At 49.5% G+C, this 14565-nt stretch carries 9 protein-coding genes; 2 read left to right on the top strand and 7 right to left on the bottom strand.

Annotated features, from left to right (window positions below):
* The first annotated feature begins 151 nt into the window (after positions 1 to 151).
* Complete coding sequence (locus tag AC58QO_RS21890) at positions 152 to 1084, top strand: AraC family transcriptional regulator (RefSeq protein ID WP_497269215.1); 933 nt, start codon at positions 152 to 154, stop codon at positions 1082 to 1084.
* Between the two features lie 75 nt (positions 1085 to 1159).
* Here AC58QO_RS21890 and AC58QO_RS21885 read toward each other — a convergent pair whose 3' ends face one another.
* The 6 genes from AC58QO_RS21885 to AC58QO_RS21860 all read right to left on the bottom strand — a co-directional run bounded on the left by AC58QO_RS21885 (position 1160) and on the right by AC58QO_RS21860 (position 10893).
* Entirely contained in the window at positions 1160 to 4387 is a 3228-nt protein-coding gene (locus AC58QO_RS21885; RefSeq protein ID WP_497269213.1) for a glycosyl hydrolase, read from the bottom strand.
* 16 nt (positions 4388 to 4403) lie between these two features.
* Complete coding sequence (locus AC58QO_RS21880; RefSeq protein WP_497269212.1) at positions 4404 to 5243, bottom strand: carbohydrate ABC transporter permease; 840 nt, start codon at positions 5241 to 5243, stop codon at positions 4404 to 4406.
* The gene (locus AC58QO_RS21875) at positions 5240 to 6133 is read right to left on the bottom strand and encodes a carbohydrate ABC transporter permease (RefSeq protein WP_497269210.1); all 894 of its coding nucleotides are present in this window, start codon (positions 6131 to 6133) and stop codon (positions 5240 to 5242) included. Before AC58QO_RS21875 ends, AC58QO_RS21880 begins: the two co-directional genes overlap by 4 nt.
* Positions 6134 to 6145: 12 nt before the next feature.
* The gene (locus tag AC58QO_RS21870) at positions 6146 to 7462 is read right to left on the bottom strand and encodes an ABC transporter substrate-binding protein (protein WP_497269208.1); all 1317 of its coding nucleotides are present in this window, start codon (positions 7460 to 7462) and stop codon (positions 6146 to 6148) included.
* Positions 7463 to 7601: 139 nt separating this feature from the next.
* Positions 7602 to 9110: a response regulator gene (locus AC58QO_RS21865; protein WP_497269206.1), complete on the bottom strand. Its 1509-nt coding sequence runs from the start codon at positions 9108 to 9110 to the stop codon at positions 7602 to 7604.
* 1 nt (position 9111) lies between these two features.
* The gene (locus AC58QO_RS21860) at positions 9112 to 10893 is read right to left on the bottom strand and encodes a cache domain-containing sensor histidine kinase (protein WP_497269205.1); all 1782 of its coding nucleotides are present in this window, start codon (positions 10891 to 10893) and stop codon (positions 9112 to 9114) included.
* 231 nt (positions 10894 to 11124) lie between these two features.
* Between AC58QO_RS21860 and AC58QO_RS21855 the strand changes: the two genes are divergently transcribed.
* Complete coding sequence (locus AC58QO_RS21855) at positions 11125 to 13890, top strand: discoidin domain-containing protein (protein WP_497269203.1); 2766 nt, start codon at positions 11125 to 11127, stop codon at positions 13888 to 13890.
* 481 nt (positions 13891 to 14371) lie between these two features.
* On the opposite strand, the gene AC58QO_RS21850 is transcribed toward AC58QO_RS21855, so the two are convergent.
* The coding region (locus tag AC58QO_RS21850; protein WP_497269201.1) for a hypothetical protein at positions 14372 to 14565 on the bottom strand (194 nt) is incomplete at its 5' end.

Here is a 14565-nt window from a genome sequence, read left to right as displayed (position 1 = left end):
ATGAAGAGGGAAAGAATGAAGAGACTTCGGAACTTTTTGTAAAAAAGTCGAATGTGAAAAAGACTCGTAAAAATCAAGAAAACATTATGAGAAACGCACCAATGTTGATATGATTAGTCTATAGAAAATCGAAAACCTGGGGTTGATAGGAATGGCAAACGCATATCGGGTGGACTACAAAACATTATCCCCTTACGTTAGATTCGTGCACGAAGTCGTTATTCCGCAAGGAAGCCATCTCCAGGAAAGATATATTTATGATCACGAGTTTATCTATGTCGTTAGCGGTTCAGGCCGACTTAGAATCGAAAGCAATGAATATGCGATGGAACAGGGCAGCTTGCTGTATATTCGTCCTCATAAATTAAACGAGATGCACGTGTCTGACCAAGAACCGCTGCATTGCTTCGCTGTTCACTTTGACTATATGTTTCTAGGCGATGCCGTGGATTTCTCCCCTTATTCCGTCTATTTAGACCGAAAACATGACGAGAGAATCCCCGATGCAAAATGGCTGCAAACTAGACCGAATGCAGAATTCGTTGATTTGGAAATCCCGGAACAACTGGTGCCTCAACGTCTCCATCCGTTTCACGATGCTTTCAGAGAGTTAACCTATCATTTCCAAGAATCAAGGTCAGATTCGCAAATCTGGCTGAAGTCTTCCATTTTGCGTTTATTGGGTCTTATCCATCAGGAGCTCACAACGAAAGAAGGCATATGGATCGATCATTCCCATGCCGATATGATGTTGGATGCCATTCAATTCATGCAGCAGCAGTATAAGAAAAAAATCGACTTACCTGAATTAGCCGCAAGGGCTAACTTGTCCCCTAAATATTTCGGCACTTTATTTAAGCAGGCAACTGGGCAATCTGTCTCGCAGTACTTATTACGTTTAAGGATGGAAGAAGCCAAAAGATTGCTTAGGCTGAACAAGTTCACGATCGAAGAAATCGCCGACCAGGTCGGGATCGGCGATCTTTTTTACTTCAGCAAGCAGTTCAAAAAAACGGAAGGATTGTCACCCAAGAAATATGCTGATTCGTTGAATTCTCGTCATTATATCAGTGAGACCTTCTAAAGACATAAAGGGGCTTGGTCCAAGTTATAAATATAACTTAGAACAAGCCCTTTGTTTAAATAACCAACCTTACCTTTAACGCCGCAATAGCTCCGGCGCCCCAAACATCCCATAATCGATAAAGTCGAATCGCTCTGCTGGCGGAGGCCCATAACGAGGCGCCTTCTTCCACATGATTGGCCATGCGGAGTTACGGGGAGTATCGGCATCATGATGCGGGCCAAGCACGTTTTTGAGCGAGCCGATGATGATGATGTCCAGTTCGTTATCTCCATCAGACAAGTACTCAGAGAGATCGATCTCCTGTCCGTTGCCGATGCCAATAAACCCGACTTCATGACCGTTGCATTCGACTTTGCCTACTGTCCCGTACCACTCCCTCATTCTCAGGACGGTCATCCGTGTAGTTTCAAAAGATGCATTCACGAGATAACGGTAACGTATCCCGCCGCCATAGAAAGGATATCCCTGCTTCGCTAGGGAACCCATGGCAAGCTGCTGTTTCCCGGATGCTTGCATCTGGAAAGCACCCTCGCAGATGCCGAGCTGGAAATCGCCGAACAAGTAGATCGGCTCTAGCTCGAGCAGCAGATGGAACGGACAGGCTTCAAGCCGGATCTCATTCGTGCCTTCCCTCACGCAGCTTCCGATTTCCGCCATATTCAGGTGGTGATCGAGCTGGTGCCTATCTGCGTTCCACTCCACGGGATGGCCGTTGACGAACAGACGGTAACTCGTACCGCGTTCGACGGCAAGCTGCAAGGAATCCGGCACGCCTCCCGGCTCTGCAGCAAAAAAGAACGTAGCCGCAAAGCCGCTGTCAGACGCGAACTTCGCGCGATCCAAATAAGCGCGTTTGTATTGGATCGTGCGATCCCACGGATTGCGGTAGAAACCGTGCCGGCGATAGATCAGCTCGCAGGCGGCGAGCGCATGTATACCTTTGTACGTCCGGCCCCCGAGCTCTAAGTCGCAGTAATCGAGCGTCCACGCGTTAGGTTCCAGCGGAACCACCATTGGTACATCCAGCGTCTCCACACGATATGGCGTGCTAGAATCGACGTCCAATGCGACTAGCCCTTCCGCCACATCCTCAGACTCCGCTGCTTCGTTCCGCACCAGAAGTAACAAAGACCCTGATGGCTCGATGCGAACATCCGCCAATAATCGTTGTCCGTTATCGATTCTCTGCGCCGTAAGTGGAACCATCTCCCCGCTGAACAGGTCCAAAATTTCTACCGACTTACCATCGAACATAATGGTACCCGTAACTGCAGCTGGCCCTCCGTTCGTCAATAAATACAAGGAGGCGCCATCATCAAGCTTCCTTACCAAATGCGCAACTCCGCTAGGAGCAGCGTCAGCTCCCTGCCACTCTAGACGTGGCGGAATAACATCGCGCAGACGACGACACAATGCCTCCGATGTCGCGATTTTTTCTAGACCTGCGCCTGAGACAAGCTGGGCCAGCGGTGCCTTCGATTTCATTCCGTCGATCCACTGGACGGGATCGCCAGCAACTAGCAGCTTGCCGCCCGCATGGACGAATGCTTCCAACAGCTTTAACGTCGAAGATTTCATATGGCGCATTTCAGCTGGAATAACGACCGCGTCATAGGTGCATTGAGCGACTTGAAGCTTATCTTGAGCCACTTCACCATGGCGCTCCAAGATGAATTCGTCGCCAAGATCATAATCAAGCTGATGTGCGGTTAATTGTTCTAGGAAATCGATATACGTCCGGAACGGATCACCCTCTGGCACATGATCCCATTCCCACATGAGATTGCCCTGTGCGTTTAACGGCGAATCGAGAAACCAAGAGGTTGTAGGGTGAAGCACGAGAATGCGATTCTCTAAGCATCCCGACGCCATCGCATACGATAGCCTGCCGAAATAATCCGCGAGTACCTTAAACTCTTCCCACCATGGCTGACGCCAATCGAAGGACTGTGGATGATCCCGTTTGCGCGCTCCGACGATCGTCGAGAACGTCAAATGCGGCGTGAAAAAGTCGATGCCGTGCACTGCAAGCCAATCGCCAATCCGCTTGAAATCATCGAAGGATGCATCCCACCCGCCAGCGCCGTAGCTTTCGCACAACACCCTCGATTTGCCGAATTGGTTCGCAGCGCTTTGGACTTCTTTCACCGTAACCATCAACGGATCGGTGCCGCCTTGCTTCAGCATCCTTGTAAGCAGCATGTCAATGGCAGGCCATTGCATGTATTCATAAAGTGACATCACCGCAGGAGAGCATTGCCCCCATGGATATGGCCACAGATGTTCCATATAATGTCCCGTCCAAGCAATACCGCGATGCTCACACCACTCGGATACCGGTTGAATGAAACGTTCAACCCATAGCTCCCGGAGCGTGCAATAATAATCGTATCGCACCTTCTCGGCTGGAATTCCCTGTCCTGGCAACCCGCTATCATTGCTATCTACGAACAGCAGAATCATATTGTCGATCAGCGAGTAACCGTTTCTAGCCTCGAACTCTTGAGCCAGTCGGTAGCTAAAAGGCAGCCGATTCAATGGCTCGAGAAATACGCTTCCCGGCGCGATTGCTGGCTCATCGGTGAAGATGGCGGGAATGGCCCCGCCGAAATCCGCGCCGAACTTTTCAAAGTAAGGCTCATAGGTCGATTGTAAAAACAGCTTCGCTGTCTCTTCACGCAGCAGGTCTGGATACGCGAAGCCGCCCATCCATGGCGAATGGTCAGGCTTCTCCCACTCCAATATGGCAAAATTGCTGCCATACGTTCCCCATTCTTCATCTGGCACTTCGGTCAGATCCGTCCCAAGCTCCACCGCTGCATTCCCTATCGCCTCGAGCTCACACGCATATATTTTCACTGGCCGTTGCGGGAAATCCGCTCCATAGGCAGGATGATAAAGCGTCTCTGGCGATGCTTCCCCTTCAACGAATCGCAAAGAAATCGCACGAGCAGCGTTTTCAGGATGCTGCGCAGCCACATGCCCGCCTCCGAACCCGGAAGGGTAGGAATTTTCATCATAAATGTACAGCTTCATGCCAAGCTCTTTGGCTTGCTCTAGAGCGAACCGCCACAAACTGAACCATTCTTCGGATAAATATTCGTTTACGAGACCTGGTCTCGGATGAACGAACGCTCCTCCGAAGCCATTATCATGCAAGAGTTGAAGCTGTATGGCGACTTGTTCCTCCGTCATTTCATCATTCCATGCCCAGAAAGGGGCCATCCGATACTCAGAAGAGGGATTCCTAAATAAGTCTTTATCGAATACTTGTGCGTTCCTAGTCATCTTGTTATCCATCTCTTATATGTTCACCTCAACCTTTAACCGCGCCCGCAGCGATGCCCTTGATCATAAATTTCTGAAGAAACAAATAGAGGATCAGAAGTGGCGTGGCAGACAAGACAAGCCCTGGGAACAACAGCGTCCAATCCGTCACGTGCTCACCGACAAACGTATACAATTCGATCGTAATTGTACGATACTTTTGGTCGCTTAAGAAAAGCAATGGCACGATGAAGTCGTTCCACACACCGAGCGCCGTAAGCACAGTAACCGTAGCGGTTGCGGGCTTCATGAGCGGAAATACGGTCGTCCAGTAGCTGCGGAAGATCGAGCAGCCGTCGATTAAAGCGGCTTCTTCAAGCTCCCGAGGCGTTCCTCTCAAAAAACCAGTATAAACAAATACCGTGAACGGTAAGTTGATCGCGACGTAGATCAGAATGGCGCCATGATAAGAATTGACCAGATGTAGAAAGTTAACGAGCTTGTACAGTGGTATCATAGCCAACTGGAAAGGGAGCATGATGCCAGATACGAAATACAAGTACACGGCGGCGTACGCCTTCTCCGTCCTTCTCGCGAGCGGGTAAGCGGCGATTGACCCAATGACAATTAACAGTGCAATGGAGAGGGCTGTGATGAGCAGTGTGTTCAGAAAAACAACCGGAAAATGCATCATGTCCCAAGCTCTAAAATAAGAATCGAAATGCAATTTCGAAGGTAGCGCAAACGGGGAACCCGCGGATTCCTCTGCTGTCTTAAACGTCATCGATACGATAAATACGAGCGGATAGACGACGATAAGCGCCAGCGCAAGGCACAACACCTCGATACCGAAGCCCGCTATCCGCCTTTTCAAGGAGCTCGCCATCATCCCGTCACCTCTCTTCGACGAAGAACCGTCAATTGGATGAGCGACACGATGAAAATGATCGCGAACATGACGACCCCAATCGCTGTGCCGTAGCCGAAATTATTCTCTTTAAAAGCAGAGTCAAATACAAGTATCGTCAGCGTCTCCGTTGCATGGAAGGGGCCGCCTTTTGTCGTAACGTAGATCAGGTCAAATGCTTTCAGCGTGCCTATCGTAGATAACAGCATGTTGATGGTTAGCGCAGGAGCCAATAACGGGAACGTGATGTTCAGGAATTTACTTTTGCCGCTCGCCCCATCGATTTCTGCAGCTTCGTAAATCTCCGATGGAATCGACTGAAGATTAGCCAAATAAATGACCATGGAATAGCCTGTAAATTGCCAAATGACCATGACGATGATGCCAAACAACGCGAACTTCGGATCGCCAAGCCATACTTGCTGCCAAGAGGACAATCCGATTCCACGTAGGAGCGCATTCAATAAGCCGTTGTTCGGGTCGAAAATATAAAGCCACGTATATCCGACGACAAGCGGACTGAGAACAGCTGGTGCAAAGAAGACCACACGCAGAACTTTTTTGCTTCGGATGCCGGAATCCAACGCAATGGCCAAGGGAATGGCCATTGCGTTTTGTAGGATAACGACCCAAAAAGCGAATTTAGCGGTGTTTTTGAGAGCGGCTACGAAAGCCGCATCTCCTAGCATGTCTTTGTAATTTCTTAAGCCGATGAAGTTCATCGTGGACGTGAAACCGTTCCAATTGGTCAGACTATAATAGAAGCTGCTAAGAACTGGCCCCAAAAACAAGAGGCCATAAATGAGAATTGCTGGAGCCATGAACAACACGTATGCAAAATGAGCTTTATGCCGGTACGTTAAGATCTTCATTCCTAACATCCTTTACTTCTGCAGCTTGGCGGCTTTGTCCCAAGCATCGTCCATGTTTTTTAACATTTGTTTCGGTGTCAAAGCACTGAGATACACGCCTTGCGCGGACTTCATCATTTCTGTGACGCCGTCCTGATCCCATGCTTGATTCAGGAAACGCCATGCTTTGCCCGTTGATAACACGTTTGAGATTTGTTCAAACGCTGGGTCCGATTTGCCTTTCTTGCCTTGCAATGTAAGGAACGCGCCACCGCTTTGCGCCCATGTGTTCAAGTTTTCTTCCTTCGACCAGAAATCTAAGTAACGTTTCGCTGCGTCTGCTTTTTCTGTTTTTTGATTAATTGCCCATACTGTTCCGACGGCAGCTGATACCCATACGTCTTTGCCAGGCTTGTTCGAAGGCATGGCAAACATTCCTGCGTTAATCGAAGCATTCTTACCTTTAATGCTGGCAAGCGACCAAGTGCCGTCAATATACATCGCTGCCTTGCCTTGCGCAAAATCCGTTTGTGCTTGATCAAGGCTGATCCCTGTGCTCTTCGGCGTGATGTAGCCTTGGTCGTTCAGGGAAAACCAGCTTTGCGTCATCTCATCCCATGTGCCGGAGAATTTCAGCGTACGAGCGTTTAGCTTCGTGTCATAATCTGCATCATTGGCGTAGATCATAGCTGGAGCCATCGTGAACAGCGCTGCCAACGTCATCCAGCCGTCGTTGTTCCCGATCGCGATCGGCGTAGTCCCCGATTTTTTAATCGCGTCACAAGCTTTCAGGAATTGCTCCCAGTCCGTCGGCACGGCAATGCCCAACTTCGCGAAAATATCTTTGTTATAGTAAACGCCAAGCATCACCATATCATTAGGCGTTCCGTATACTTTGCCGGCAGCAGAAGCGGCATCAACCGCGCTGGCATTGAAATTTTTCACCCAAGCTTCTCCGCTCAAATCCTTTAAATATCCGGCTTTCGCGTAATTCGCGATTTCCGACCCAGGATGAAGCATAAGAACGTCGGATGCGTCACCAGCTACGAATCTCGTCTTGAGGAAGTCGCTGTACTGTGCACCAGGCATACCTTCGTACGTCACTTTAATGTCCGGGTTTTCCTTCATGAACTTTTCGTTGAGTTCCGGGATCGCTCCGATTTCTGAGCCGGATTTGAAGCCCGATACTTTTAACTCCACCTGCTTAACTTTAGCATTACCATCGGTTGCTTTCGCAGTAGCACTTGCGGCAGGACTCGATGTGCTGCTTTGGTTACTTCCTCCGCATGCGGACAGTATCGTCATTAGACCGACCATGAGGATAAGTACAAACGTTAACGACTTTTTCATTTCTTTGACCTCCATTTATGTAGTTGATTTAGCTTGCATCCTCATGGTAGCCGAAAGTAAAGCGCTCACAAAATGACTTAAAACTCATGTTTAGTTCGTTTTTTTCGGAAGGTAGTGTAATGTGCCGTCCTACTACCTCTCATATGCGATCTCGGTATTCTGAGGGCGTGACTCCATTCAGTTTGCGGAAAAGCGTACTGAAGTATTTGGCGCTCGTGTAACCGACTTTCTCTGCCACTTCGTAGGTCTTCAGATGCGTCTCTCGAAGCAGCTGCTTGGCTGCCGCCATTCTTGTCGAGGTTACATATTCGATGAAATTGTCGCCGGTTACTTGCTTGAACAGCTCGCTTAAGTAATTGGCGTTCAAGTAAACATGCTGGGCGATCTGATCCAAATTGAGCTCGGGATCGGCGAAATGGATTTGAATGTAGGCCTTGGCTTCACGTACGACTTTGCGATGATCAGGCTTATGTTCATCCAAAGCCAAGCCATCGATTCGGCGAAGGAATTCGGCCATTGTCGAAGCGAGCGTCCTGGCAGAGAACGGCGGAGCCATGCGCGCCAGCAGCCAAGGTGCCTCTTGTCTAATACGACGACCCAGCGCCGAGTCGTCCTTGCCTCTAGACTGACCCAAAAGCGAATAAAAGCGGAAAAACTTCAGTTGGGCGAGTCCAGTATGATAGCTCGGTGCCTTCAGAAGTTCTTCCTGCCATTGCCGCAACAACGCTTTGGTCAAGGCAGCATTTTCTTCCGAAATAGCGGCAAGCAGCCGCTCTTCCCTTTCGTTCGTTTCGGTTTCCTGCCATGCCTCCAAGCTGCCAGACAAGCTGTCATTCTTGGCATAGGCGGCTTGCATCGTCTTGCGATAAGCCTCAGGCAGCATCTCCAATTGATCGAATAAGCTGCTGACACCGACGCTAAACCTATCTTTCCAATAGTCACTCATCACGTCGATCGGCATTGCGCTGCCTTCCATGCAAAGCACGTAATGATGAGCTGCAGCTTCGAATCCGATGAATTGATTGATTTGGCTAAATTGTGCCCAAAATCCGTTCAGCAATTCGTCCAGCTTCCCAGCATCCGGATACTCGCACTCAGCAGTTCCCAACAGCACCATCACAGCGAACTGCCCGCCTGATACTGTCCAACCGATTTCCCGCAGCCTTGCTCTAAAAAGTTCCATATCAATTTCTTCGTCGGATAGCCAATCTAGAAAAGCTTTCTCTAGCTGCATCCGCTTTCCAGAGCTGCGCTCCCGCTCCGACTCCTTGCGGCGTGCAATTCTCGCTTCCACTTTAGCTAAGGCGCTTACAAGCTCTTGGCGATCCAAGGGCTTCAGCAGGTAGTCGACAACCCCGCTGCGCAAGGTGCTTTGCACGTACGAGAAGTTATCGTGGCCGGATAGTACGATTTGGAATACGTCCGGATAATGCTCACCTACATAGCTGGTTAATTCCAGACCATTCATCCCCGGCATGGAGATGTCGACGATCATGAGATCTGGCTGCCCCTTCTCGAGCATGCGAACTGCTTCCAATCCGTCCTCCACCTGGGAGACGATATGCCAGCCGGGGGCAAGGCGCCGAATCGCGAGGGCAAGCCCTTGGCGAATCGTCTCTTCATCATCAACAATCATGAGTGTTGGCATCTTAGATAGTCTCCTTGTCGATGTATTTTAAACGTACTTCGATCCGTGTTCCTTCCCCGGGGGTGCTCTCGATGGATAATCCGCATTCTTTGCCATGCTGGATTTGAATCCGGTCTTGCACGTTCTTGAGGCCGATATGCTCCGTCAACACGGAGGCTTCGATGAGCAGCTGGCTGCGAATTTGGTGCAATCGCTCTGCATCCATACCGACGCCTTCATCGGTTACCGTGATAACGGTGTAAATGCCGTCGCGCCGGCCACCGATTTTAATAAGACCTGCCCCTTTGTTTGGTGCGAGTCCGTGAATAATCGCATTCTCCACGAGCGGCTGAATGATCCAGGGCAGCGACCAGGAGCGTAGCACGTCATCCGGAATCTCCATGTCCATGGACATCTTCGGATAGCGAAGCTTTTGCAAATTGACATACACCTGTATAAATGCCATTTCCTTCGAAATCGGAATCATCTCTAGACTTTGGTTAACGGACATACGGAAAAGTTTACCTAGCAAGGAAATCATGTCCGCTACCTCGTAATCCCCGTTCAACTCCGCCTTCATATTAATTGACTCGAGCGTATTATAGAGGAAATGGGGATTGATTTGGCTTTGCAACGCCTTAAAGTCGGCTTCTTTTTTCAAAATGTTAATGCTAAGAACGTTGGTGACCAGTTCATTTATTTTTTTAACCATGACGTTGAAGCTCTGGCCGACCTGACCGATCTCATCGTTTGAGGGGGACCGGTACTGCACCATGTAGTCGCCCTCCTCAACACGACGCATCAATTGCCGAATCCGGGTGAGCGGCTTAAACATGTGGGACGTAAGCAGTGTCGAAATGGTGATCGAGACGAGCAATGTTCCACCCGCCAACGTCCAGAGCACGCTGCGCAGCAAACTAAGATCCTTCGTCAGCTCACTGACGGGGAACGTACCCACGATTTTCCAACCGTATTTAGAAGAAGTAATGTAATTGACCATCGTTTGTTCGCCATTCACGTCGGTAAAAAAGGTGTCCCTGTCCTTCGGCAACGCGATCTCGAAATCTTTCGTCCATAAGGCCCGATCAGGGTGGTAGATAATGCGGCCATTCATGTCTGTAATAAACAATGTTTCGCCATTGCTATGGCCTGTCTGGTTCATAATATCCGCGATGCCGTCGATACCAACGTCTAACATCAATACCCCGAACGATTCGTGGTTGTTAATGTTGATCAAACTGCGAGCAAGCGATAAAGCGTATTTCTCGTGTTCACCGGCAATGTCAATGCGATGAGTCGGAATTAGAATCCCTTTGCCGTCACCCTTCAGCGCATCTGTAAACCATTGTTCCTTGGTCGAATTGCTGTAATCGACGTAGAATCCTGAACCGTACTGAGCGTAAACTTTGCCATCCTGAAACAAATAGGCTCCCATAATATCTTTTAAAGAAGCTTTCATCACGGCGTTCATTGTGCGGTTAATGGATATTTTCTGTTCATATTTGTGCGCCGGGCTCTCGTCAACTCCTTGATCCGCAATGACACGCACATCATCTTCATTTAAATAGAAAGTAAGCGAAATGCGATCGATCTCCTGCAAATAGTTCTCGATATTCCTGCCTACTTGGTCAAGCAATTGAAGACTTACATCACCCATTTTAGTTTTGAGATTGTCGTAATAGCGTTGAAACCCAAGAAGTGTAACGACGACGATGGGCACTAGAATCATAAGCATATAGATGAGGATTAGTTTTTTACCCATGCCGAGATCGCGAAAAGCGAGCCAGCGGAATCGTTTAACCATGCCTATAACACTCCCAGCTGCGATTCTTTCTATGCCTGTATTATAATCCACCGTGACTACCATGAATATAATCAGATACCTTCTTGGGCGTGTTCTTAACCATTTTGCCGAAAAAAAGAGACTTTTCCCGAATATTCCGTCCTACTCGGAAGTCTTGGAATCCTCTACGATTAGACGTAGTTAAGCGCTTTCTAAAAGTGCCTGACAAATCTGAGTGAGGGGGATGAGTTGATGAGGAAAAGTAAAAAGATTAACAGGCAAGGAACCAAAAGGTGGGGTTTACAACGGGTTGGATTAGGTGTTGGTGTTTGTTTGCTACTAGCAGGCATGGTGCCGACAGGTGCACTCGCCTCGGGTATCGGCAAATTTGAAGTAGGCAGCTACTGGCAGCCGCCAATTTATATCGGTGGCGATTACAACACGAACGCGAACTGGAGCAACATTGCGGATGCCAACATTGATGTGTCCACTGGTGTACGGATTCCGTCCGGTCAAACTTTAAACAAAGCAGCCAATGAAACAGGTATTGCGAACAGCTCCGCGAACGGCGTAGACCTATTTCTAAGCGACTCCTCGATTACAGGTAAAACCGTGTATACGGCGGCCGACATTAGTTCGCTACAAAGCATCTTGACGCCATATAAGAACGACTCGCGAGTGAAAGGCATAAATATCAAAGACGAGCCTTACGCTTACGAAATGGAGGGAATCGCCAACGCTTACCGAGAGGCGAAAGCTTTTGCACCGAATCTCGATTATTACGTGAATCTGCTGCCTTATTATTCCTACGGCCCGCCAACGGAAGCGCCTCCTGGCAAACTTGTGCTGTCCAACTCGAAGGCAAGTGGTGATGGCTCATTCGTAACGCCAGCGAACAGCATCGGCCAGACGGTGACGATTCCTGCAAGTGTTTCGTTTGTTCACGGCATTGACTTAAACATCGATTCCTTGCAATGGTCGTCCAGCGAAACGCTCACGTTAAAATTGTGGAACAGCAGCGCCAAAACAACGCTTATCGGGCAAGCGTCTCTCACCGGGAATGGCGCCGGGAATGGATGGGACTTTTACAGGTATTTCACGTTAAATGCCAATGTGACGCCTGGCGGCACCTATTACATGGAGCTGACCCATAACGGGGGCGGCAACGGCACCGTCGGGTGGGTCGTCCGGTCAAGCACAGACGTCTATGCAGGCGGAACGGCTTACGAGAACGGCGTGGTTAAGCCCTACGACTTCTTTTTCCGAATGTACACCACACGGGATAATATGGGCTCGAATTATGAAAATTACGTGGACGATTGGCTAGAATATAGCGGTGCCAATTATGTCATTCATGACAACTATCCATTCCGGAATGGATATGATGAATCTACTTATTTTCAAAATGCAGAAATGATACGTGATCGAGCACTTGCTCATGACGCATTCTACGGTGGGTTCCTGCAGAGTATGGAAATCCGCAATGCTGCCGGCGCGACAGTCATGCGCTCGCCTTCCTTGAACGAAATGCGCTGGAACGTGTATACGTATCTCACCTACGGCTTCAAGAAGATTTGGTGGTTCACTTACTGGCGCCCGGACACCTTCTGGGGGGAAACGTTCTATAACAGTCCGGTCGATTCCGACGGGACGAAGCTTTCCCGCTATGCAAACGTTCAAGCGCTAAGCGCTGAAATGCAGAAGCTCGGAACCGTTATGAAGGATTTGACTTCCGTAAGGGTCTATCATTCAGGATCTTCGTTATGGCCTGGCACCACTGCCCCACCAGCCAATTTCTTCGTCAAGCCTGCTGATCCCGCTCAACCGATGATTATCGGTTATTTTACAAACGCGGCTGGACGGAAATATATGATGCTGACGAACCGGGATTATGGCAGCTCGCGAACGCTTGATTTCAATTTCAGTCCGAAACCATCATCCTTGACGGAAATATCCAAAACAACGGGTGCGGAGGTCAGTGTTCCAGGTTACAACACAACGACTGGCGTACTTAATCTGACGCTTAACCCAGGTGAAGGGCGACTATTCGCGCTTCCTGCCGGATTCGTGCCTTACGATAATTTGGCTGCGGAAGCAGTCGTCACTGCAACCAGCTCTTACGAGAGCACCAAAGATGGCTGGGGCAAGTCGAAGACGAACGACGATCAACGCGATTCCGTTATTTTCAAATCCGCAGGTTGGTCGAGTTTCAGCAATACAGGAAGCAACCACAACGAGTCGATTACGTTCGATCTCGGAGCCACTCAGACCGTCGGCGAAGTCAACCTGTTCCCTCGCAACGACGCTGGGAATGTCGGGCAAGGGTTCCCGAACGATTTCACGATCCAAACGGCAACCAACCCGGGAGGTCCTTGGACGACGGCTGTCACCAAAACCGGTTATGCCATGCCTAGCAATACCGGCCAATGGTTCGCCTTTACACCCGTGTCAGCGCGTTATGTCAAAGTCGAAGGCACGAACCTGCGCAGAGTGACGACGGAGGCTGGCCAGCCTTATCGCATGCAGCTCGCCGAAGTAGAAATCTATGCTTCGCCTGACTTTGCGAAGGGCGCATCAATTTCTGCTACAAGCTCCATTGAAAACGCGGATTGGGGAGCAGATAAAGTGAAGGATGGCTTGCGAAAGTCCGTCCCTGGGCGAATGGGCTGGACCAGTAACAACAACCTAACGTCTAATCATACGGAGTCTGTTACGTTCGATTTGGGAACAAACCGCGCTGTCGGAAGGGTCGATCTCTATCCACGCAGTGATTTCGGAAATATTGGTTCCGGCTTCCCCCTCAACTTCACTGTTCAAGTTGCGTCTGCAGCAGGCGGTCCTTGGACGACAGTCGTGACACAAACAAGCTACGCAATGCCGAACCACCTAGCGCAAAGCTTCTCTTTCACGCCGCTGACGGCCCGTTATGTCAAGGTCGAAGGCACTTCGCTTCGGCAAATCACAACGGAAGCCGGACAGCCATACCGCATGCAATTCGCTGAGGTTGAAGTACACTAAGGATTCTAACGCGCATTACAAACAAAGGAGCTAAGCGATTTTCACGCTTAGCTCCTTGCTTTTGGCACTTACGTTGTCCAGATCGTCCCCAGGTCGGTGCGAAACCGGCGTTAGTTGGATTCTGCCGAACTAAATCTAGGTTTTCCCTCGGCGGCAGTCCAATAGTTCGATTCTGCCGAACTATTCGCCCGTTTTCCCTACGTGTGGTTGAATTTAGGCGATTTAGTTAGGTTAATTCGTACTATTCGAGATTTATCAGCGCGGACGCTGAGATTAGTTCGGCAAATTCGACTGTCGATTAACTAATTACTAATTATCATAAATACCTTATACAACCAATTGGGGATATCGTGCGCTATCAAGCAACTGTCAGCTGCCTCTAGGACCTTGCGCTCAATTTTTGTGCGCTAGCAAGCAACTGTCAGCTGCGACGAGACCCTGCGCACAATTTTGTGCGCTATCAAGCAACTGCCAGCTGCGACTAGGACCCTGCGCACAATTTTTGTGCGCTAGCAAGCAACTGCCAGCTGCGACGAGACCCTGCGCACAATTTTTGTGCGCTAGCAAGCAACTGCCAGCTGCGACTAGGACCCTGCGCACAATTTTTGTGCGCTAGCAAGCAACTGCCAGCTGCGACGAGACCCTGCGCACAATTTTTGTGCGCTAGCAAGCAAC

Source organism: Paenibacillus sp. J31R30, assembly GCF_059692115.1.
This window is presented reverse-complemented; position numbering and strand designations above follow the sequence as displayed.